This is a genomic window from Roseateles sp. DB2, from assembly GCF_051857535.1.
Taxonomy (GTDB): domain Bacteria; phylum Pseudomonadota; class Gammaproteobacteria; order Burkholderiales; family Burkholderiaceae_C; genus Roseateles_B.
On record NZ_JBPZGY010000015.1, the window covers coordinates 36,915 to 59,038 of the forward strand.

The 22,124-nt window shown below is 67.6% G+C and carries 13 protein-coding genes; 5 read left to right on the forward strand and 8 right to left on the reverse strand.

Annotated features, from left to right (window positions below):
• Positions 1 to 13: 13 nt before the first annotated feature.
• On the reverse strand, positions 14 to 1,279 hold the full coding sequence (locus ACS5PK_RS18925; RefSeq protein WP_439441823.1) for an FAD-dependent monooxygenase: 1,266 nt from the start codon (positions 1,277 to 1,279) through the stop codon (positions 14 to 16).
• Positions 1,280 to 1,467: 188 nt separating this feature from the next.
• Here ACS5PK_RS18925 and ACS5PK_RS18930 point away from each other — a divergent pair, with 188 nt between their 5' ends.
• Positions 1,468 to 2,448: a potassium channel beta subunit family protein gene (locus ACS5PK_RS18930; protein ID WP_439441824.1), complete on the forward strand. Its 981-nt coding sequence runs from the start codon at positions 1,468 to 1,470 to the stop codon at positions 2,446 to 2,448.
• An 89-nt stretch (positions 2,449 to 2,537) separates the two neighbouring features.
• Positions 2,538 to 5,732, forward strand: coding sequence for a two-component regulator propeller domain-containing protein (locus ACS5PK_RS18935; RefSeq protein WP_439441825.1), 3,195 nt, complete (start codon positions 2,538 to 2,540; stop codon positions 5,730 to 5,732).
• Positions 5,733 to 5,787: 55 nt separating this feature from the next.
• On the opposite strand, the gene ACS5PK_RS18940 is transcribed toward ACS5PK_RS18935, so the two are convergent.
• The 3 genes from ACS5PK_RS18940 to ACS5PK_RS18950 all read right to left on the reverse strand — a co-directional run bounded on the left by ACS5PK_RS18940 (position 5,788) and on the right by ACS5PK_RS18950 (position 9,056).
• Positions 5,788 to 7,407 (reverse strand): M20/M25/M40 family metallo-hydrolase, encoded by a 1,620-nt coding sequence (locus tag ACS5PK_RS18940; protein WP_439441826.1) that lies wholly within the window; start codon positions 7,405 to 7,407, stop codon positions 5,788 to 5,790.
• 290 nt (positions 7,408 to 7,697) lie between these two features.
• On the reverse strand, positions 7,698 to 8,408 hold the full coding sequence (gene murU / locus ACS5PK_RS18945; RefSeq protein WP_439441827.1) for an N-acetylmuramate alpha-1-phosphate uridylyltransferase MurU: 711 nt from the start codon (positions 8,406 to 8,408) through the stop codon (positions 7,698 to 7,700).
• Positions 8,409 to 8,435: 27 nt separating this feature from the next.
• On the reverse strand, positions 8,436 to 9,056 hold the full coding sequence (locus tag ACS5PK_RS18950; RefSeq protein ID WP_439441828.1) for a hemerythrin domain-containing protein: 621 nt from the start codon (positions 9,054 to 9,056) through the stop codon (positions 8,436 to 8,438).
• Between the two features lie 209 nt (positions 9,057 to 9,265).
• Between ACS5PK_RS18950 and tkt the strand changes: the two genes are divergently transcribed.
• Positions 9,266 to 11,308, forward strand: a complete 2,043-nt coding sequence (tkt, locus tag ACS5PK_RS18955) for a transketolase (RefSeq protein WP_439441829.1) — start codon at positions 9,266 to 9,268, stop codon at positions 11,306 to 11,308.
• A gap of 128 nt (positions 11,309 to 11,436) precedes the next feature.
• Here tkt and ACS5PK_RS18960 read toward each other — a convergent pair whose 3' ends face one another.
• Entirely contained in the window at positions 11,437 to 14,364 is a 2,928-nt protein-coding gene (locus ACS5PK_RS18960; RefSeq protein WP_439441830.1) for a COR domain-containing protein, read from the reverse strand.
• A 1,065-nt stretch (positions 14,365 to 15,429) separates the two neighbouring features.
• Between ACS5PK_RS18960 and ACS5PK_RS18965 the strand changes: the two genes are divergently transcribed.
• Complete coding sequence (locus ACS5PK_RS18965) at positions 15,430 to 16,455, forward strand: hypothetical protein (RefSeq protein ID WP_439441831.1); 1,026 nt, start codon at positions 15,430 to 15,432, stop codon at positions 16,453 to 16,455.
• A gap of 186 nt (positions 16,456 to 16,641) precedes the next feature.
• Positions 16,642 to 17,640 (forward strand): type I glyceraldehyde-3-phosphate dehydrogenase, encoded by a 999-nt coding sequence (gap, locus tag ACS5PK_RS18970; protein WP_439441832.1) that lies wholly within the window; start codon positions 16,642 to 16,644, stop codon positions 17,638 to 17,640.
• A gap of 77 nt (positions 17,641 to 17,717) precedes the next feature.
• On the opposite strand, the gene ACS5PK_RS18975 is transcribed toward gap, so the two are convergent.
• The 3 genes from ACS5PK_RS18975 to ACS5PK_RS18985 all read right to left on the reverse strand — a co-directional run bounded on the left by ACS5PK_RS18975 (position 17,718) and on the right by ACS5PK_RS18985 (position 22,123).
• Positions 17,718 to 19,400: a hypothetical protein gene (locus ACS5PK_RS18975; protein WP_439441833.1), complete on the reverse strand. Its 1,683-nt coding sequence runs from the start codon at positions 19,398 to 19,400 to the stop codon at positions 17,718 to 17,720.
• A 77-nt stretch (positions 19,401 to 19,477) separates the two neighbouring features.
• On the reverse strand, positions 19,478 to 20,914 hold the full coding sequence (locus ACS5PK_RS18980; RefSeq protein ID WP_439441834.1) for a TldD/PmbA family protein: 1,437 nt from the start codon (positions 20,912 to 20,914) through the stop codon (positions 19,478 to 19,480).
• Positions 20,915 to 20,926: 12 nt separating this feature from the next.
• The gene (locus ACS5PK_RS18985; RefSeq protein ID WP_439441835.1) at positions 20,927 to 22,123 is read right to left on the reverse strand and encodes an ABC transporter substrate-binding protein; all 1,197 of its coding nucleotides are present in this window, start codon (positions 22,121 to 22,123) and stop codon (positions 20,927 to 20,929) included.
• Between the last annotated feature and the right edge of the window lies 1 nt (position 22,124).

The following is a 22,124-nucleotide window of genomic DNA, read 5'->3' on the forward strand; positions in this document are numbered from 1 at the left end:
CCCCAACGTCGCCCTAACGCCGCCCAAACATCATCTGCCGCGCCAGCGCCTTCCTGACCGGCGGCAGGGCCTGCAGTGCGGCCAGACCCAGGCCGCGCAGGGCGGGCAGGGCGGGCCAGCGCCAGCTGAAGCTGCGCGCAAGGAAGTCGGTGCTGAGGATGGTGGTCCAGCGATCCGGGCCGCGCTGCCACTGCACGCGCTGCAGGGCCTGGGGCACGGCAGCAGCCAGGGGCGCCATGGGCTGGCGTGCGCGGGCCTGGACCAGGGCTTCGACCAGAGCGTAGGCATCGCGCAGGCCCAGGTTGAGCCCTTGGCCCGCCACGGGGTGCAGGGTCTGGGCCGCATTGCCGATACGCACCAGCCTTCCCTCGACCAGGCTTCGCTCGGCATTGAGCCCCAGGGGGAAGCACTTCAGCGGGCTGATGCCGCGCAGAGGGGGCAGGCCCGGCGGCAGCTGCTGGTTGATCACGGTGAGGCGCTGGGCGTCCGTCAGGCCGGCCACCTCGTCCTCGGCCTGCGGCAGGCACCAGACCAGGGCCGCGCGGTGCGGCTGTTGGGGCGTGGGCGGCAGGGGCAGCAGGGCCAGCGGCCCGTTGCGGGTGAAGCGTTCATAGGCCACGCCGGGCGGCGAGGCCGGATCCAGGGCCACCGTGCCCACCCAGGCGTTCTGCTGGTAGTCGTGGCTGAGGCTCTTGCGGGACTGCTCGGCGAAGACACCGCCCTCGGCGATCACCACCAGGTCGAAGCGTTCGGCGATGCCGGCGTCCACCTCCACTTCATCGCCGATGGCGCGTATGCCTGCCACCGGCTGGCCGAAGCGCGCCACGGCTTGCGCTGGCCGGGCCTCGCACTGGCGCAGCCAGGCTGTCTGCATGGGCGCCACCAACTGCCCATAAGCCAGCACCGCGCCCAGGCGCTCTTCGCCCTGCTCGCTGGCGTGGATGCTGACCACCGGCTGTCCGGACTCGCCGAAGACCGGATGCCGCAGCGTGGGCGGCGCCTGGCTGACGTGTACCTGCAGGATGGACTGCGCCGCCGCCTCATTCCAGGCTTGCAGGCGCTGCAGCAACTGCACGCTGCCCAGTGCGAGGGCCAGGGTGCGCGGGTCGCCGCTGATGTCCTTGTCCAGGGGCCGGGCGTCGAAGAGGTGGACCTGGGCCTCGGGCAGGCGCCGGGCGGTCAGCAGGGCCAGACCCAGGCCGGCAGGGCCTGCGCCGACGATGGCGATGCGCAGGGGAGCATCGGGGGCGGATGGGGCTGCAGGGGCGTCGGTGCGCATGGCATGGAGGCGTCGCCGAAGGGACAGATGCCCGCAGGCGGCGCCACGGTATTGCAAGGGTTCTGCACTATAGCGAGCTGGCTGGGCTACGCTCGCGCCCATTGCCATGACGGCGGGTCAGGCTTGGTCCGATGGCGGGCCGGCAGGGCGCGCCGCCCACCACGCCAAGAACCAAGAAGGAGTCAGGCATGCAATACCGTCGACTGGGCCGCAGCGGCCTGCAGGTGTCCGAGCTGTCGCTGGGGTCCTGGGTGACCTATCACAACCAGGTGGACAGCAAGTCCGCCGCCGAGATGCTGGCCGCCGCGCGCGATGCCGGGGTCAACTTCTTCGACAACGCCGAGGTCTATGCCCAGGGCGCCAGCGAGCGCGTGATGGGTGAGGCCTTCAGGCAGCTGAAGTGGGCCCGCGAGAGCTATGTGGTCTCGACCAAGTTCTTCTGGGGCCTGCAGCGCGAGGGCAGCACCGTCAACCTGCAGAACACGCTCAACCGCAAGTACCTGATGCAGGCCATAGACGGCTCGCTCAAGCGCCTGCAGCTGGATTTCGTGGACCTCATCTACTGCCATCGCCCCGATCCGCTGACGCCCATCGAGGAGACCGTCCGGGCGATGAGTGACATCATCACTCAGGGCAAGGCCCTCTACTGGGGCACCAGCGAGTGGAGCGCAGCCGACATCCGCGCCGCCTGGGAGATCGCCGAGCGCCACCACCTGCACAAGCCGGTGATGGAGCAGCCGCAGTACCACCTTTTCCATCGCAAGCGCGTGGAGCAGGAGTACGCCAGCCTCTACGAGGACCTGGGCCTGGGCCTGACCACCTGGAGTCCGCTGGCCTCCGGTCTGCTGACGGGCAAGTACCGCCAGGGCATCCCCGAGGGCAGCCGCGGTTCGCTGGAGAGCATGAGCTGGCTGCGCGAGCAGCTGCAGCATCCGCAGCGCAATGCCGCCGTGGCCGAGCTGGAGGGCATCGCCGCCGAGCTGGGCGGCAGCGTGGCCCAACTGGCCATTGCCTGGGTCAACCGCAATCCGCGCGTCTCCACGGTGATCCTTGGGGCCAGCAAGATGGGCCAACTTCAGGACAACCTGGCCGCACTGGCCATGACGCCCAAGCTGAGCCCCGAGGTGCTGGAGCGCATCGACGCCCTGACGGCAGGACTGGCCAACTGATCCTCCGAAGGCGGCGCCCCCATTCTTGAGGGAGGGGGTGCTCGTTTTTTTGTAAGGGTGTGTCAAGCGGGGCCGCTAACATCTGCCGGATGCTCGTCCGCCTCCTTCCCCGCTTCCTCCTGCTGGCGCTCGTCATGAAGGTGCTGGGTGCCGCGGCCCAGGACCAGGCCCCACGCCTGATCCCGGCCCTGGTCGAACCCCGCTTCGAGGCCGTGGGTGACGTGGCCTCCATCACCGACGGCGTGGTGTCCGCCCTGGCCCAGGATGGTCGGGGCTTCATCTGGGTCGGCACCACGGCGGGCCTGGTGCGCTTCGATGGCTACCAGCTGCGCACCTATCAACTGGGCAACGACAACCGCAAGGCGCAGGCCGGGACCAGCTTTGTGCGCTCCCTGCTGGCCTCCCAGGATGGCGTGCTGTGGATAGGCACCGAGAGCGACGGCCTGGCACGCTTTGACCCCCAGACGGACCGCTGGACCTTCTTCCGCAGCAAGCCCGACGACCCGCAAGCCCTGGCCCCCGGGACCGTCCGCGCCCTGGCGCAGGCCCTGGACGGCACGCTGTGGGTGGGCACCATAGGCGGCGGCCTGGACCGCTTCGATCCGGCCAGTGGCCAGTTCACGCATTTCCGCCAGGGCGCTGCCAGCGGTCTGCCCGACGACCGCATCCAGGCGCTGTTCATCGATTCGCACGGTGACCTGTGGGTGGGCACCTGGAACGGTGTGGCCCGCCTGCGCAAGGGCGCGGATCGCTTCGAGACCCTGCAGGTGGAGGGCCGCCCACTGGGCGAGCGCATCATCACCCTGCTGGCCGAGTCGCCGGATGGCCATCTGTGGGTGGGCACGCAGCAGGGCGACCTGCTGCGCCTGGGCAAGGCGTCACCCCAGCTGCAGTGGATCGAGCAGGGCGAGCAGTCCGGCCGCCGAGACACGCTCTACGCCATGGTGGCTCCGGATCCGCAGCGTCTGTGGGTGGCGCGGGCCAGCGGCATCGAGGAGCGCGAGCCCGCCAGCGGTCGCCTGCTGCGACGCCTGCAGCATGACATCCGCCGCCCCTGGGGCCTGGCCGGCAACGATGTACGCGCCCTGCTCAAGGACGCCGCTGGCTGGGTCTGGGTGGGCAGCTATGGCGGTGGCCTGCAGCTGCACAACCCGGCCAATGCCGGCTTGTGGGTGCGGCACGCCGATCTCGACGAGCGCAGCCCGCTGGCGCAGGCCGACGTCCGCAGCATCGTGCAACTGCGCAGCGGTGCCATCTGGATGGGCACCAATGAGCGCGGCGTGGCCATCCTGGACCGCGAGTTGCACGTGCAAGGGCATATCGCACCGCAGGAGGGCAGCGGCTTCCGGGGCGGACGTGTGGGCGGCCTGGCACAGACGCCCGACGGCCAGGTCTGGGTGGGTACCGACACCGCCCTCTACCGCTTCAACGAGGCCCGCCAGCTGCTGGGCCAGTACGCGGCCGGCAAGGGCCGTATCCGGCGCCTGATGGCAGACAGCAGCGGCCGGCTGTGGGTGGCCACGCAGGACGGGCTCTTCCGCTACGACGCTGGCCAGGACCGCCTGCAGCGCGTGGCACTCAGCGGCGGCCGCAAGCTCAGCGGCGATGTCAACGCGCTGGCCGAGGACCCGGACGGTCGACTGTGGGTGGGCGGCGAAGGCGGCCTCTACCAGTTGCCCAAGGGAAGCGACGAGCTCGAGGAACTTCGCTCGCCGACCGGGGCGGGGCTGTCCAACCATTCGGTGCTGGGCCTGCTGATCGATCGCCAGCAGCGTGTCTGGGTGGACACCGCCGGCGGCCTGCACCTGCTGAAGGGCTGGCAGGGCCAGGAGGCCAGGTTCGAGCGAATCAGCGAACGCCATGGCCTGGGCGGCAAGGCTTTCGGTGCCAATCTGATGGACGACGAGCAGGGCCGCATCTGGACCCACCGCGCCGTCTTCGATCCCAAGACCGGCCGGCACCACGAACTCAGTGCCGCCGATGGCGCGGCTTTCGGTACCGGCTGGTTCCGCGCCTACGCGCGCCTGGACGACGGGCGCATGCTGGTGGGCGGGAGCAAGGGCGTGCTGGTCATCGACGCCAGCCGCTTCAAGCCCTGGACCTACCAGCCGCCGCTGGTGGTGTCCGAGCTGCGCATTGCCGGCGAGCGCACCTCGCCGGGGCCGCGGGGGCAGACCGTGGTCCTGCAGCCAGGGCAGCGCGACGTCAGCGTGGAGTTCGCCGCGCTGGACTTCAGCAATCCGGCGGTGCTGAACTACCGCTACAGGCTCCAGGGCTATGACAAGGACTGGGTCCTCGGCGAGGCCAGCCAGCGCTCGGCCAGCTACACCAACCTTGATCCCGGCCGCTACCTGCTGCAGGTGCAAGGCAGCAACCGCGTCGGGCAGTGGAGTCCGCATGAACTGCTGATCCCCCTGCATGTGCAGCCGGCCTGGTGGCAGACCTGGTGGGCACGCCTGGGCGGCGTGCTGCTGGGCCTGCTGGGCATCTACGGCATCGTGCAGATCCGCACCGGCTATCTGCGCCGTGCGCAGGCCGTGCTGGAGGCACGGGTGCGCGAGCGCACCCACGAGCTGCTCACGCTGAGCCAGGCGCTGAAGGAAGCCAGCCTGACCGACCCGCTGACCGGCCTGCGCAACCGCCGTTTCCTGGCCCAGCACATCGAGTCCGACATCAACAGCGTGGTGCGCGGCTATGAGGGCGAGGTGCTGCGCCTGGCCCGCGAGCCAGGGCAGGACATGGTCTTCTTCATGGTGGACCTGGACCATTTCAAGCAGGTCAATGACGACTACGGCCATGCCGCCGGCGATGCCGTGCTCGCCCAGATGCAGGCCTTGCTGCGCCAGGTCTTTCGCGATGCCGACTACCTCATCCGCTGGGGCGGCGAGGAGTTCCTGGTCGTGGCTCGCAACACCGATCGCCACCATGCGGCTGAGCTGGCCGAGCGCGCCCGGCGCACGCTCTCGCGCTACGACTTCCAGCTGGATGACGGCCGCACCCTGCGCCGGACCTGCTCCCTGGGCTTTGCCGCTTTCCCGCTGTCGGTGAAATTCCCGCGTGGGCTGGACTGGAGCACGGTGGTGGACCTTGCCGACGCTGCGCTGTATGCCGTCAAGCGCGGCGGACGCGATGGCTGGCTGGGCCTGGTCAGCGCCGAGGCCGATACGCTGGAGGAGCTGCGTGAATGGAGCCGCCGGCCGCTGGCCGAATGGGCGGCCACCGGCCGGCTCAAGGTGGTCGGCTCGGGCCAGCAGCGCGACGCGGTGCCGGCGGCCCAGGCCTGATCAAGGCCCTGGCAAGACCTGACCCCCTGGGCCCAGGTCTGCCGGGCCAGACCCATTACTGCGGGCGGTAGGTCACGGTCAGCGTGTAGCTGCCGGCCGTGTAGCCCTTGACCAGCACATAGCCATCGCTGTTTGTCGTGACGTTGATGGTGCAGGTCTCGGTGGCGGTGCTGCCGTCGGACTTGCAGCCGTAGCTGCTGGTCGTGGGCACCGAGCCGAGCTTGCCGTAGATGTCGATGTCGCCCGTGCCGGTGGTGGACAGCTTGAGGCTGCCGCCCGCCGCGACCTTGAAGGGGCCGTAGCTCTTGGTCTGTCCGGTGCTGAGGCTGCCGGTGAAGGTCTCGGTCCTGTTGGCGGGCGTGGTGGTGGGGCCGTCGCTGCCCAGTTCCACGGCATAGGCCAGGCCCATGCGCGCGAACTTCAGCGAGTGGGCGCCGGTGCTGTCACTGTTGGCCAGGGTGTCATAGGCGGTGTGGATGTTCTTGTTGTCACCGGACATCGAGGACTCGAAGGGCATGGTGGTCGCATAGCCCTTGGCGTTCCAGGAGGCATGGTCGGAGCAGGCATAGCCGCAGCGGTCGGTTCCCACCGTCAGGGTCGGCAGATAGGTCTTGATCAGGTTGGTGACGAAGGTGTTCTGCGCGCTGTCCGTGTAGTCGGTGAAGATGTAGATGTCGCTGGCAGAGCCCTTGTAGTTGGTCATGTCCAGCTGCATCACGCCCACGACGTTGGCGCCGGCGGCGGCAAAGCTGTTGGCGATCTCGGCCGAGCCGCGCAGGCCCACTTCCTCGGCCGCGTAGGCCATGAACTTGATGGTGCGGCGCGGCTTGTAGTTGCTGGCCAGCATGGTGCGGTAGATCTCGGTGAGGCTGGCAACGCCGGAGGCGTCGTCGTCGGCACCGGGTGCGCGGGTGGTCTCGCTGGTACCGGACTGGTTGATCGAGTCCAGGTGGCCGCCCAGGACCACGATCTCGTTGCCGTTGTCCGTGCCCTTGATGGTGGCGATCACCGACTTCTGCTTCCAGCCGCTGTGGGTGAACTGCTCCACCGTGATGTCGGTGCGGCCATTGGCCATGGTGAGCCACTTGTTCTTCAGCCAGTCAGAGGCGTTGGAGCCGGCCGTGGTCGTGTAGTAGCGGTTGGTGTAGTTGTTGGACAGGTCCGAGATGGTCTGCACGATGTTGCTGGCCTGCATCTGCGACAGCATGGGGTTGACCACGGTCTGCTGGTCGATCACGTAGCTGGGACGGGTGGCCAGGGTGCTGCGGTCGGTCAGGATGCGGGCGTTGGTACGGCTGCCGGCGTGCAGATCCAGGGCGCGGCGGCCGTCGCGCTCGCTGGCGTGGTGCATGTAGCCGCCGCAGCGGTGCTGGTTCTCGTGCAGGGCGGTGGACAGTGCGGGCAGCAGGTCTTCGTCAATCTGCACCAGGTGCAGCTTCTCGGCCTTGAGGGCGGCGCTGGGCGTGGCCAGGCCGGCGATGTCGCCGCGGCGCAGCTGGGCCTCGGACACGGCCACCGAGGCCGTGGCGCGGGTGCTCGGCTGCAGCTTCTGCAGCTCGCTGAAGGCGCCATCGCCCAGGCTGATCCAGACCTTGTCGCCGGCCTGGGCCGGGACGCTGAGGCAGAAGAGGCTGGCGGCGAGGGCCAGGGCGGACAAGGCATTCTTGCGTTGCATGGAGGTCTCCTGAAGGTTAGGGACTGGGACCTCACACCGCCCTGCTCGTGGCAGCGAGCAATGTCAGCAGGCCCCTGTTGCTTGCGCGCTGCGGGACTGCCAGCGTCGGCGTCGCCGATTGTTCGGGCGGCAATCGCCCGCCGTGCTCAGGGTTTGTGCTGGATTTGTCGTCCGATCGGCTCATGGCCGGGGGGAAGCTGTAAGACTTGACAGGGGGGCGGGCGTTTCGACCCCCTTGCCTGTTGTGGCAGGCACACGCCTTGTATCAGGACGTAGGGCCGCTCAAGCGCTCACGAGGCAAGGCCCCCGGCCTGGGCCGCAGCCAGGCGCTCGGGCGTGCCGACGTCGGTCCACTCGCCGCCGTAGAGCGTGGCGCTGATACGCCCCTGGGCGATGCCGCGCTCCAGGCAGGGGCGCAGGGGCAGGGGCTGGTCGGGGGGGACGCCCTCGAACAGGCTTCGCTTGAAGAGACCCACGCAGGACCAGGTGAAGCGCGGGCTCACCGCCTCGCCGCTGAGGGCCAGGCCTCCGGGGCTGATGCCGAAATCGCCGCGCGGATGATGAGGCTGGTTGGGTACCAGCCAGAGGTGGGCCAGGCGCTCGCTGGCGGCGAAGTCCTTCGCCGCCTGCACGTCCAGGACCAGGCCTGGCAGGAAGACGTCGCCCGACAGCACCCAGAAGGCCTCGTCGCCCTGCGCGCACAGCAGGGGCAGGGCCTTGGCGATGCCCCCGGCGGTCTCCAGAGCGCGGCCGTGGTCCTTCTGCTCGTCGCTGTAGTGCAGGCGCAGGCCGAAGCGGCTGCCGTCCCCCAGTTGGGCCGGGAACTGCTCGGCCAGCCAGGCGCAGTTGATGACGATGTCGCGCACGCCGGCCGCGGCCAGGGCCTGGATGTGCCAGGTGATCAGGGGCTGGCCGCGCACGCTCAGCAGGGGCTTGGGGGTGTGGTCGGTCAGGGGCCGCATGCGCTCGCCGCGGCCGGCCGCCAGGATGATGGCTCTCATGCCCCTCAGTCTACGGGGCTGCCGGGCTCAGGGCTGCAGTCGTGGAGCCAGGCCCAGAGGTTCGGGCAGGGCGTTGAGCACGCGCTGGAACACGGCATGGTAGGGACCGTCCAGCTCGGCCTGCAACTGGCCCAGGTGGCGGCCGGTGAGGGGGTCCTTGTTCTCGGCGAAGGCCTGGTCCAGATCCTGCCAGTCTTCCTCGCTGAAGAGCTTGAGGGCCGCGGGCAGGATCTCGCGCTCCTCGATGTCCATGTGCTGCAGGTAGTGGTGCACATAGCGCTCGGCCAACTGCTCGAAGGCGGCGCGGCGGGCCTCGCCCAGCATCTCGAAGCCCAGCAGGCTGTGCTCCAGGTCGCGGATGGCGCGCTCGCCGCGGGCATGGTCCTCGTCCAGCTTGTCCAGCAGCTCGCGCATGGCCGGGGCACGGGCGCGCAGCTTGGGGAAGAGCAGCTCGGATTCCTTGGGGTGGTGCAGCCGCTCCGGGAACTCGTCCACGTAGAAGAGCATGGCCCGCAGGGCGGCGAAGTCCGGCAGGGTGCCGGCACGGCGGTGCTCGGCCAGCAGCAGCGGCAGGGTGCGCAGCATGGCGGCCAGGGCGGCATGCTCGTCGCGGATGATGCGCAGGGTCAGGGGCTTGGGGCCGGTCATGGGGTGTCTCCGTGCGTCTTTTCGGGCTTTGCCAAGACTCGCCGCAGGACGCCCCAGCAGCCTTGCCATGGATCAAGAAGCGTGAAGCCCTTGGCGGATATCCAGGGACGTAATCGTTTGCGCGCAGCGAGGGTTTGCCGGCGGGGCGAAGTGAGGCCATCGCCCCTTAAAATGCCGGGTTTACCCCCAACTTACCGCCCGCACCCACCATGGTTGACACCGCTGCAAGCACCCCCACCCTGATGGCCCACGCCATCCGCGCACTGGCCATGGACGCCGTGCAGCAGGCCAACTCCGGGCACCCGGGCGCGCCCATGGGCATGGCCGAGATGGCCGTCGCCCTGTGGGGTCGCCACCTGCGTCACAACCCGGCCAATCCGCACTGGGCGGATCGCGACCGCTTCGTGCTGTCCAACGGCCACGGCTCCATGCTGATCTATGCCCTGCTGCACCTGAGCGGCTATGCGCTTTCGATCGAGGAGTTGAAGAACTTCCGCCAGCTGCACAGCAAGACCCCGGGCCACCCTGAGGTGGGCATCACCCCGGGCGTCGAGACAACCACCGGCCCCCTGGGCCAGGGCATCACCAATGCCGTGGGCCTGGCCCTGGCGGAGAAGATGCTGGCCAAGGAATTCAACCGTGAGGGTCACGCCATCGTTGACCACCACACCTATGTCTTCCTGGGCGACGGCTGCCTGATGGAAGGCATCTCGCACGAGGCCTGCGCCCTGGCAGGCGCCTGGAAGCTGAACAAGCTGATCGCTCTGTACGACGACAACGGCATCTCCATCGACGGCCAGGTTGCTCCCTGGTTCATCGACAACACCGCTCAGCGTTTCGAGGCCTATGGCTGGAACGTCATCGGCCCGGTGGACGGCCATGATGTGGACGCCGTGGATGCCGCCATTGCCGCCGCCAAGAAGAGCAGCGACAAGCCCACGCTGATCATCTCCAAGACGCACATCGGCAAGGGCTCGCCCAACCGCGCCAACACCGCCAAGGCCCACGGCGAGCCCCTGGGCGCAGAGGAAATCAAGCTGACCCGCGAGGCCCTGGGCTGGTCGCACGAGCCCTTCCAGATCCCGGCGGACGTCTACGCTGCCTGGGATGCCAAGACCGCCGGCGCTGACGCCGAAAAGGCCTGGGACGAGCGCTTCGATGCCTATGCCGCCGCCCACCCCGAGCTGGCTGCCGAGTTCCAGCGCCGCATGGCCGGCGTGCTGCCCGCCAACTTCGCGCAGATCGCGGTGGACGCTGTCGTTGCCGCCCACGAGAAGGCCGAGACCGTGGCCAGCCGCAAGGCCAGCCAGCTGGCCCTGGAAGCCTTCACCGCCGCCCTGCCCGAGCTGCTGGGCGGTTCGGCCGACCTGACCGGCTCCAACCTGACCAACACCAAGAGCACGCCCGCCTTCCGCCTGGAAGCCGACGGCAGCGCCAACGGGGGCCGCCACATCAACTACGGCGTGCGCGAGTTCGGCATGGCCGCCATCATGAACGGCATCGCCCTGCATGGCGGCTACATCCCCTACGGCGGTACCTTCCTGACCTTCAGCGACTACAGCCGCAATGCCATCCGCATGGCTGCGCTGATGAAGCAGCGCGTCATCCACGTCTTCACCCACGATTCCATCGGCCTGGGCGAGGACGGCCCGACGCACCAATCCATCGAGCATGTCTCCAGCCTGCGCCTGATCCCGGGTCTGGATGTCTGGCGTCCGGCGGACACCGTGGAGACCGTGGTCGCCTGGACCATGGCCATCGGCAATGCCCAGCGCCCCAGCGTGCTGGCCCTGTCGCGCCAGAACCTGCCTTACGCGCCCAAGACGGCGGTCGATGAAATCGCCAAGGGCGCCTATGTGCTGGCCGAGCCCAGCGAGGTGGGTCTCAAGAAGAAGGCCCAGGTGGTGATCATGGCCTCCGGCTCGGAAGTGCAGCTGGCCCTGAACGCCCAGGCTCTGCTGGCCAAGGACGGCATCGCCGCCCGCGTGGTTTCGGTGCCGAGCACGAACGTGTTTGACCGCCAGGACGCCGCCTACAAGGCCAGCGTGCTGCCCGCCGGCCTGCCCCGCGTGGCCGTGGAGGCCGGCGTGACGGACTTCTGGTGGAAGTATGGCGTCAGCGCCGTCGTGGGCATCGACAGCTATGGCGAGTCCGCCCCCGCTCCGGTGCTGTTCAAGCATTTCGGCTTCACCGCCGAGAACGTCGTGGACACCGTCAAGGTGGCGGTGGGCGCCGCTCGCTTGAAGCGTTGAGATGGCAGCGCCGGCGCCTGGATGGCCGGCATGCTGTCGAAGAGAGGCCGCCTGAGGGCGGCCTCTTTGCATGGGCGGAGCCGCAGTCCTCTTTGTTTGCCTACCGCAGCCCCCGGCCGGCCTTCACGTCAGCCCAGCTGGAGTCTTCGCTTCACCAGGTCCACCACGGGCAGGTAGTTGCTGGCTTCCAGCTTGGCCTTGCCTTGTGGCATGACCTTGTCCGCCAGGGAGTTCAAGGCGTCGGCCAGGTGGACCGTGAAGGTGCCGATGTCCTGCAGCTGCTGGGTCGTGGATTGACCGCATTCGACGGGACCGATGTCTGCCACCAATGCCTTGAGTTCGGCCAGGTTTGCTTTCCAGTGCTGCACATGGCGCAGGCGCTCCGTCAGCCTGCCGATGCCAGCGTCTTCGAGAACAACAGGGATGACGCGCCGGGCGAACTGCTCAGGGTCACGCTGGGCCCGTTCCCAGATGAAGCCGAGCTCGCGCATGCAGTCGACGCTCTGCATGTAGCGGGCGCTGAGCACGACGAGCACGCACAGACCGCGGCCGATCTCCTCCTCGAAGCGCCGGATGCTGTCGCCTGTGCGCATCACCTCCTTGTCGCGGTGGACCTCGACCCAGGGGGTCAGTGCCTTTTGCAGGCCGTCCACGGTGGCGTCGCTGTCGCCTCCCCAGGCGTAGGACACGTAGACCACGGGCTTGTCACGCGTTGACGTGGCCCCGGACGGAAGTGGGGCCGGGACGACGATAGGTGGGCGCGCAGGATCGGCATCCATCGACTCCCGCGCCCTGGGTTCATCAGTGGCTGAGGCCGTTCGGCTGGGCTCTCCGCGGATCCAGTGCTTCTCTGGTGGCCTGCCGATCTGCACGCCCTGCAGCAGGTGAGCGACGACCTGCTCCAGGTACGTGCCAGGATTTGCGCCCGAGGCTTCCAGCACCACGCGCCCCGGCCCTTGCCCTGTCGCGTCCAGCTGGCAATCCATGCGCAGCAGTGTCTTGGCGTGAGCGTCAAACAGGCAGCAGCCGTGACGCCAATACACGGCATTCCTTCCGGCCATGGAACCCATTTCCGCCAGCAGTGTCCGTTGAAGGCCGGCGTGGAGAAAGGGGTAGACCAGGTGCAGCTCCGCATCGGGTTGGGCATCGCGCCACACGCTGTCTTCGGCTGATTTCATGGCAGCGCGCTCCTGCAGGCAGTCCGGCGCCAAGTACTCGCCCTCCGCGAGTTCGAAGCAGACCCGGCAAGACACCATGAGACTCAGGAAGTGGGCCTGCTCTTTCGCGCTGAAGCGGCCTTCCCAGAGCAGGCTTTCCAGGAGCTCTGCCGTGAAGCGCCCGCCTTGCCGTCTCAGGGCAGGCAGCACCTTGTCCCTATGCAGCAAGGCATAGACCCCCTCCAGCGCCCAGGCCTGATCCAGGATCAGCGCGCTGTCAAAGACGCCCTCGCGCCAGAACACCTGGCCCGACTGGTGCAGATAGGTGAGCAAGGTCGTCGGGGCACGCACGCCGTGCGTGTTGCAGAGTTGCTGATAGTCGGCCAGGGGCATCACCTTCTGGGTTTGGGCGTGCTGGCGCACGACCTTGCCCAACTCGGCCCAGTTCTTGGGAATGAGCTCCTCCCCGTAGCGCTCGGCCAGAAGCTTGGCCCCCGAGCGCAAGTCCAGCATCAGGCGTTCCAGGCCATCGTCGCTCTTGGCACTGCAGCTGCTGCGACGCAGCCATCGAAACCCGTGCTCGGCGGGGATGGGCGCCTCAAGCAAGGACGACTCCCCATCACACTGTGCCTGGGCGACGATCAGGGGCGCCTCGGGCCCGGCCATGGAACGCACATATTCGAGCCAGTAGGACAGGCGGTGCGAGGGCAGACACAGGCCGCCGTCCCAGACTTCATGCACACCTTCCTGTTCGTGGTGCCACAGCAGGAGGTACATGGCGCGCTCGTCCAGGAAAAGGCTGTGCGTGCCAAGAAACAGATCCTGACCGCCAAAATCCCAGAGCTGCACGGTCTGGGGCGCCTGCTGCACTCTGCCCGGCAGCTCGAAGCGCTGCAGGATCACGCCGTGGGTGCTGGGCACGCTTTCATCGAAGGGCAGACCGCAGAGGCGGCGCGAGATCTGTGTCTTGCCGATGCGGCCGTTGCCCAGCACGAAAAGCTTGACCTCGTCAGCGGGGATGCTGCCGTGCTCTGCCAGATCGTTCATCCAGCCCGTCATGCGATCGAGCAGGTTGTCGTGGTGCATTCGCGAGCGCAGGTCGGCTGGCAGGCAGGCCAGGGTGCTGGCCGTCAGAGTTGTGAGCTGCGGCCAGCTTGCCCAGCACGAGAGGGCCGTCAGGCCAGGTGTGGGAGACCTGTGAACGCGCAGAATACGCAGCTCGGCCAGCGCAAGAAGGGGGGACAGATCCTGCAGCATGGGGCAGCCGCTCAAGTCCAGGGAGGCCAGCTGCTTCAGCAGCGCCAGCGGGGACAGGTCCTTGAGAGCCTTGCAAGCGAAGAGGTCGAGCGTTCGGAGTTGCTCCAAGTTCGCCAAGGGCCTCAAGTCCGCGAGGTCTTGGTTCCCGCTCAGCGTCAGCCTGCTGAGCTGCGTCAGTTCGCCGATTGGAGTGACGTCCTGAATGCCTCTGCAGTCACTCAGGGCCAGGTGCTTCAGGTGCTTCAGGCTGGCGAGCGCAGAGAGGTCCCGGATTGCAGTGCCTCCCGACACGTCCAGCGACTCCAGTTGGGGAAGCGCGCCGATGGGCGCCAGCTCATGCAAAGCTGTGCAATCCATCAGCTCCAATTGTTCGAGCTGTTTCAGATTGGCCAGTGGGGCCAGCCTTTCAAGCCTATGGGCGCCCGTGATGCGCAGCGTCCTGAGGTGTTCCATGCCGGCCAGTGCCGACAGGTCTTCAAACGCCGTACAGGAGGTCACCGTGAGCGATTCGAGCAGGTGCAAGTCGCTGAGGGCTGACAGTTCGGTCAGACCGCTGAGGCCGTACAGGTCCAGCGACTGAAGCTGGCTGAGTCCGGCAACTGCCTTGAGACTGAGCGCTTTCTCCCGGGCGTGCAGCTGCAAGTTGCGCAGCTGTGGGAGCCGCTCAATTGCCGAGAGGCCCAGTGCACATGCATGCGCCGGCAAAGACAATGACTGAAGCTGCTGGAGCCGACTGATCGGCGACAGGTCCCTCAGCGCCTCTTGTCCGGAGATGTCCAGTCTGACCAGTTGGCTCAACCCGGCAATCGGTGTCAGGTCCGAGAGGTCGCCATCAGGCAGCAACAGCGATGTGAGTTGTGTCAAAGCGCCGAGCGCGTCGAGATTCCTGAGATTGAGGCACGCTCCCAAGTCGAGGTGTTGCAGTTGGGCGGCGCTGGTGAAGAGGGCTAGATCCACGTCGGCCGGACCATCTGACAGGCGGAGCGACCGCAGTGCAGGCACTTGTGCAAGCGCGGACAGATCATTGGCCATGCAGCCGCTCAAGTCGAGCGCTTGCAGCTGAGGAAGGCCTGCCAGCGCGGAGATGTCCCTGAGCGCGTGGCACCAGCTCAGGTCCAGCTCCTGAAGATGCAGCAGGCCAGACAATGGGGGCAGGGTCCCCAGCGAATTGCAGCGGGCCAGGTCAAGCGTCCGCAAGGTCCGCAGCCGGGGCAGGGCAGAGAAGTCGCTCAACATCGGGCAGCCACTCAAGTCGAGTGCCTCCAGGTGGGGCGCGCAGGCCAGGTCACCCAGTCCTCCGAGGCGCCAGCAGCCTCTCATCTTCAGCTGCCGCAGGGCGCCAAAACCCGCAAGAGGGGGCAGCGCCGACAAGTACTGGCAATTGCTCAGATCCAGTTCCACCAACTGTGGCGCCAGTTGCAGGAAGCGCTCCGGCAGGCTGTCGATGCGCAGGCACGCCAGTGACAAGCGCGAGGCACCGGTATCCAGTGCCTGTCGAATTCGCTCTTCCGCGATGGCATGTGCCAGTTCGTGCCTCGGCATTTGCTTCCCTGTCTCTGTGTCGTTATGGGCCTTGCTCGGTGAGATTGTGCCGAGGAATTCAGGGGATCCTGGCGGCAGCTGCCGGGCCTTCGATGGATGTCAGGCATGGATCCCGCCACCGCCAGTAGCGATAGAGTGCGCACTCATTCGACAGGAGAGGAGCGCATGAAGACGCAATCGCGCATCAAAGCCAAGACGGGGCGCCTGCTGGCAGCCTTTGTCATTTCCGCCGCCCTGGGCGGGGCCGCCCAGGCCCAGACGGACAGCACGCCGCCCTCGGCGGCACAGTCGCTGAGCTGCCTCAGGCTGCCCTCGGCAGCCCTCAGCTACCCGGCCAAGCACCGCTTCGACCGCAGCCATGGCCTCATGCGCCTGCGCCTGCACTTCGAGAAGCCGGATGCCGCGCCACGCGTGGAAGTGCTCGCCAACACGGCCCGCGAGGACATGCAGGACCGCGTCTACCGCTACGTGGACGACTACCGCCTGCCCTGCCTGCGGCCCGAGGACGGTACGGTCAGTGCCGTGCAGGAGTTCAACTTCAGCAACTCGGCCATGGAGGAGTTGCCCGTGCCTGAGACACCGCAGCGGCGCCTGCCCTTCTGCCTGGTGATGCCGCGGGAGGACATGCGTGCTCCGATGTCGCTGTCGCAGCAGGTGCAGCACGTGGTGGCTTCCGCCCTGTTCAGCGGGACAGGCGATCAGCCCCCCGAGGTCAAGATCCTGCACTCGACCGGGGACAGGCGCATTGAGGAGGCCGTCATCGAGCGGGTCCAGAGCTATCGCCTGCCCTGCCGCACGGGGCAGCAGGAGCCCCAGGTCATGCGGCAGCAGTTCACCTTCGTGCCTGCCGGTCACCGGAGGTTCGTGCTGAAGCAGGATGCCTTCTCGCTCGTGGACTTTCTCAGCATGACGCAGGGTGCGCAGCAGCTGAAGGCCTTCTTCGACTTTGACACCATGAACTGCCCGTTCAAGGTCAACTACACGATGTACAGCCCTGCATTGCCCAATGAAGTCGCTGTGGGTGGGAAACGGGACCCCAACCGCATTCCCTTCCTCCGGTGGCTGCGCGAGCGTCAGCTGGCCTTCAGCTCCGAGAGGCAGGCCAATGAGCTCTTTGGCCAGAAGGTGCAGATCCAGGTGCCCTGCGGGCGGCTCGATCTCCAGCCGGACACGGCAGCGGCCGGTTCCTGAGCTGGTCACCGCCCGGCGGCTCCTGCTGCTGGTGCCTGGCAGGGGCCGCGGCTTGCGCTGGATCGAAAACTTGGGTTTGCGTACCCCCTTTGTTCCGGGGCGGCCGCGAACGGGGCCCCGGAATCGGCGAAAATCCCGCGCAGTCAGGTTTTCACAGCTTTTTCATTTCACTCCGGAGACTTCCGCATGACGATCAAGATCGGTATCAATGGCTTCGGCCGTATCGGCCGCATGGTGTTCCGCGCCGCTGTCCAGAACTTCAATGACATCGAGGTCGTGGGCATCAACGACCTGCTGGAGCCGGACTACCTGGCCTACATGCTGAAGTACGACAGCGTGCACGGCCGCTTCAAGGGCGACGTGGCCGTGGACGGCAACACCCTGATCGTCAACGGCAAGAAGATCCGCCTGACCGCCGTGAAGAACCCGGCCGAGCTGAAGTGGGATGAAGTCGGCGCCGACATCGTCGTCGAGTCCACCGGCCTGTTCCTGACCAAGGAAACCGCCGAGGCCCACCTGAAGGCCGGCGCCAAGAAGGTGATCATGTCGGCCCCGTCCAAGGACGACACCCCGATGTTCGTCTACGGCGTCAACGACAAGACCTACGCCGGCCAGGCCATCATTTCCAACGCCTCCTGCACCACCAACTGCCTGGCCCCCGTGGCCAAGGTGCTGAACGACAAGTGGGGCATCAAGCGCGGCCTGATGACCACGGTGCACGCTGCCACGGCCACCCAGAAGACCGTGGACGGCCCGTCCAACAAGGACTGGCGCGGTGGCCGCGGCATCCTGGAAAACATCATCCCCAGCAGCACCGGCGCCGCCAAGGCTGTGGGCGTGGTGATCCCCGAGCTGAACAAGAAGCTGACCGGCATGTCCTTCCGCGTGCCGACCTCCGACGTCTCCGTGGTCGACCTGACCGTCGAGCTGAACAACGCCGCCAGCTACGCCGACATCTGCGCCGAAATGAAGGCCCAGAGCGAAGGCGCGCTCAAGGGGGTGCTGGGCTACACCGAGGACAAGGTGGTCGCCACCGACTTCCGCGGCGAGTCCTGCACCTCGGTGTTCGATGCAGAGGCGGGCATCGCCCTGGACAGCACCTTCGTCAAGATCGTGTCCTGGTACGACAACGAATGGGGCTACTCCAACAAGGTCCTGGAAATGGTCCGCGTGGTCGCCAAGTAAGGCCTGGGCGCGGCGGAGCTGCCGCGCCGGCTGACCCTGCGCAAAGCCGTCCCGTCGCCCGACTGGACGGCTTTTTTCTATGGCGCTTCAGGCCGTTCGGGGCGTGCCCGAGGCAGCGGCTTGCCGCGCAGGGCGGCATACAGCGCCTGCATGTCCACCCGATAGGACGGCTGCGTCAGGATGTCGGTTCCGATGCAGCGCAGTTGCACGCTGCGCCCTGCCTCGCTGCCAAGCAGGATGCTGCCGTCCTCGTGGCAACGCGCTGCGATCCGCCCCGGCAGGCCTGGCTCGGCCAGGGGGCGTCCGTCGATCGTCGTGACCGGCAGGTCCTCCCGCAGTGTGGCGCACTGGGCCATCCCGTCCAGCGTGATGCGCGTTGCTTCGGGTGTCAGGCTGACGGCCCCCTGGCAGTCCTCTTTCATCATGAGCACCAGCCACTGCAGGATGCTGTCGGCCTGCTGCGCCGGGCTGGACGGGTGGGGGCGGACCCATGGCAAGCGGGACAGCCAGCGTTGCCAGGCCTGGCTCATGGGCTCCGGCCCCTCGAGCAGCGCACGCAGCTCGCGGGGCTCGCAGGGCTTGGCCTCGCCGCATGCCAGCGCTGAGGCCAGCTCGGGCGGCCGGCCAGCCGCAAGCTCTCGATAGAAGGCGTTGATGCGGGCAAATGCATCGCCCTGACCCGGGTGCTCCGCCAGAGCCGTGGTGTACAAGGCCAGCCCGCAGTCATAGGGGCGTCGAAGGGCATTGCGCTCCTGCAGGCTCAGTGCGGCCCATGACCTGCCCTCGGACTTGGACATGCATCGCAGCAGCGCACCTTCCAGCTCGGCCGCGGCTTCGTCCGGGGTAATCCAGCCTTGCTCCAGGGACACCAGCCATCGCAGGAACTCACCACCGCCTTCGTGGATGAGGCGTGCGTCCTTGTACCGGGCCGTGATGTCCCTCAGCTGGAATCGATGGCTGATCTCGTGGCTGACCAGGCGCGTCAGCAACTGCTCACTGCTTCGATCGGGCGAGGCAGGCCAGTCGAACAAGGTCAGGCGCATCACATCGTGTGCATCGCCGCCAACGTTGCGCTCCCCGCCCAGCTGCACCTGCGTCGCTGCGAGGATGACGGGCTTGAAGCGGGCGTCCGGCAGCGCTCGTTCCAGGGCCTGCGCCGTCGCGATGGCCCGCTGCATGATGAGCTTCGCTTCAGAGTCGGGGAGGTTTGGCGCCAGGTATGCGGGCATGGGGTGATGCTGCACAAGGGCCGAGGCATCCAGCAGCAGTGCAGACACCTGGCCGTCACTGGACAGCGCGGGACTCGCCCGCCCTTTGACAAAGCCCCCCGCCACGCCGATCTGTGCCGCCTCGAAGAAATAGCGGGATTCGCCGCAGGTCCCCCCGAGGGCATAGTCGCCCGTGTGGACGTAGGTGGCGCCGTGCATGGGGAAGGCAGGCGGGAACGCGGCGGCACGCGCCGTGGTCGTGGGCACGCGAAAGCGCCGATGCAGGCAGCTGGGGCGAACGGCGGCCAGCGAGACGCCGTCGCTGGCCCCGCAAGCATCCAGGGGTTCCCAGCGCTGCCTGAAGTCCCGGCTGGCTGGGTCCTGCCGTTCGAACTGGGCTCTCTCGCAGCCGACGGGCAAGGCATAGCTCACCTCCAGCGCTGACTCGTCGAGGCGCTTCAGGGTGATGTCCGTGGTGGCAGCCGCCGCCATCGGCAGGCACAGGGCCAGGCCCGCGCGAAGGGTCCAGGATCGGGTCATGTGTTGGCGCATGAGTAGCATTCTTTGGTCGTGGCTGTTCGCGTCTGGAGGGGTTGCTGCGCGACCCTGCGTCACGGGGCCGCAGAGGTCTAGCGGCCGCCCACGGTGAGGCCGTCGACACGCACCGTGGGCTGCCCGAAGCCGACATGAACGCGTTGCCCCTTCTTGACGCAGGTACCGTAACCGGGGTCCATGGCGAAATCGTGGCCCACCATCCGCACCTGCCTCAGAACTGCGCGGCTGGAGCCGGTGAAGGTGCAGCCCAGCAGCGGTGCGGTGATGCGCCCGTTCTCGACGAGGAAGGCCTGGTCCGATTCAAAGGTGAAGGCGCCGGTGCTGATGTTGGCTTGCCCTCCCGAAAGCTCGGCGATATAGATGCCCTTCTTGACCGAGGCCAGGATGTCGGCGGGGTCGGCATCGCCGGGCATCAGGCAGGTGTTGGTCATGCGCGGCATCGGCAGGCTGGCATGGGAGGCGCGCCGCCCATTGGCACTGTGGTCTGCGCCCAGCCGCAGGGCGCAGGACTGGTCCTGCAGGCAGGCGCGCAGCCGGCCGTCTTCGATCAGGAGCGTCGACCGGCTGGGCTGGCCCTCGTCGTCGCAGCGCATGCTGCCCCAGCCCAGCGGCAGCGTGCCGTCGTCGACGAGGTTGACACAGGGCGCGGCAATGCGACGTCCCAGTTGCCCGGCGAAGGGCGAGATGCGCTTGTGAATCGCATCACCCTCCAGGGCATGGCCGATCACCTCATGCATCAGGAGGCCCGGGCCTCCTGGCCCGAGGACCAGCGGCATCGGGCCGGCCGGAGCCGGGCGGGCCTCGCGCCGCTGCGCGACTGCTTCGCAAAGACGCTCCACGAAGGTCGCGAGCATGCGGGTGTCGGGCTCGGCAGTGGCCGTCCTCCAACACAGGGTCCTGAACACGGAGAAAGCTCCCGCGCGGCCCTGTGCCACCAGCTCCAGCTCCAGCCAGGCATAGGTCCTTTGCTCCGTCACGGGCAGGCCCTGGGGGCTGACCAGCAATGAGCGGCGCTCCTCCAGCTTCAAGGCCAGCTCCACGTCCAGCACGCCGGTGATCAGGCGGCGCAGCGTGTCTTCGATCTGCCCAAGGAAGACTTGCGCGCGCTCGGCGGGCAGGCCCATGCGCTCCCGCGGCATGGGGTGCATGTCCTGCCGGCTCGGCGGCCGTGGGCAAGCCACCGGACGGGTGTGGTGTCCGTGCAGGGACGGGAAGCTGCGCAGAGCATCGCGTGCACCGCTCAGGGCCTGAGCCCAGCCCGCAGGTGACAAGTCAGCGGTGCTGACCAGCGCGCTGCAGGCGCTGCCGACGCAGCGCAGGCCGATGCCCTGCTCCTGATGAAGCTGCCCGTCGTGGAGCCTGCCATTGCGATGGACCCACGCCGATCGTTGCCAGGACTGCGCGAACACGTCGGCGAACAGGATGGGGCCCTGCTGCAGCTGGCGCCAGCCATGCACGAGCGTGTCGCTGTCGATGCAGTCTCCCGGGAACGGTGCGCAGGTATCGGCCATGGCATGAGCAGGTCAGGGCGCAGGCGGCGCCGAGGCGGGCTCATTGTGCGCCTGCTCAATGCCCGAGGGTTGAGCCAGCAGCTCGAATCGACCCTCCCTGACCACCAGCGGCGTCATGGGCTTGCCGATCACGTCGCCAGTCGGGCTGATGGAAAAGGTGCCGGTCACACCCTTGTAGTCGCGGACCTTGCGCAGCGCTTCGGCAATGCGGCCAGGCACGCCTGAGTGCGCATCGCGCATGGCCAGGGTCAGCAGCATCAGGGTGTCGTAGCCTTGCGCTGCGCTGCTGTCCGGCAGGGTGTCGAAGCGCGCACGGTAAGCCGTCACGAAGGACGAAACCTCCTGCCGTTGCGTCTGGTGGCTGAACTGAGAGAAGACAACGACACCTTCCACGTCCCGCCCGCCCAGCTCGATCAGTTGTACCGAGTCCAGTCCTGCGGCGCCGAATATGGGCACCTGGATGCCCGCCTGGCGCGCCTCCCGCACGATCTGGGCGCTCTCGGGCAGGGAGCCCGCCAGGAAGATGGCGTCGAAGTGCAGCAGCGAAGCCCAGTCATGCATGACGGACGCGTAGTTGTCTCCGCCCATGCGGTAGGAGCGACGGTCCGCGATCTGCACGTTCATCTCGCGGCATTGCTGCTCGAAGTGATTCGCGAGGTCCGTGCCGTACTCGTTCTTGATGTAGTAGACCGCAATGCTCTTCAAGCCCTGGCGTCGCGCGTAGGCGCAGATCTGCCGGCCCTGGTCGCTGTTGCTCTGGAGTGTGCGGAAGGTCAGGCCACCCCCCCCTTCCGTGAGCTTTTCGCCGCTGGAGCCAGGGGAGATGAACAGGATGCCGGCCCGCTCGTAGATGCGGGCTGCCGGGATGGCAATGAAGGTGTTGAGATGGCCGATGGTCGCCACCACGTCGGCCTGGTTGGCGATCTCCTGGGCCGCCATGCGCCCGTGGGCCAGTGTGCCGCCGTCGTCCTTCACCAGCAATCTGAGCTTGCGGCCATCAATGACGCCACCGGCGGCGTTGATCTGCTCTGCGGCCAGTTGGACACCCTTGAGCAGGGAGGACTTGCCTCCACCCAGCGGCCAGGTGACGGCCACGACCAGGTCGCCACGAGCGGCAGCCAGGTGCTGTTCGCGTTCCTGCTGGGGGCTTGGCTTCTGGCAGGCGTTGAGCAGCACGCACAGGATGAGGATGAAGGCTGATCTAAGCATG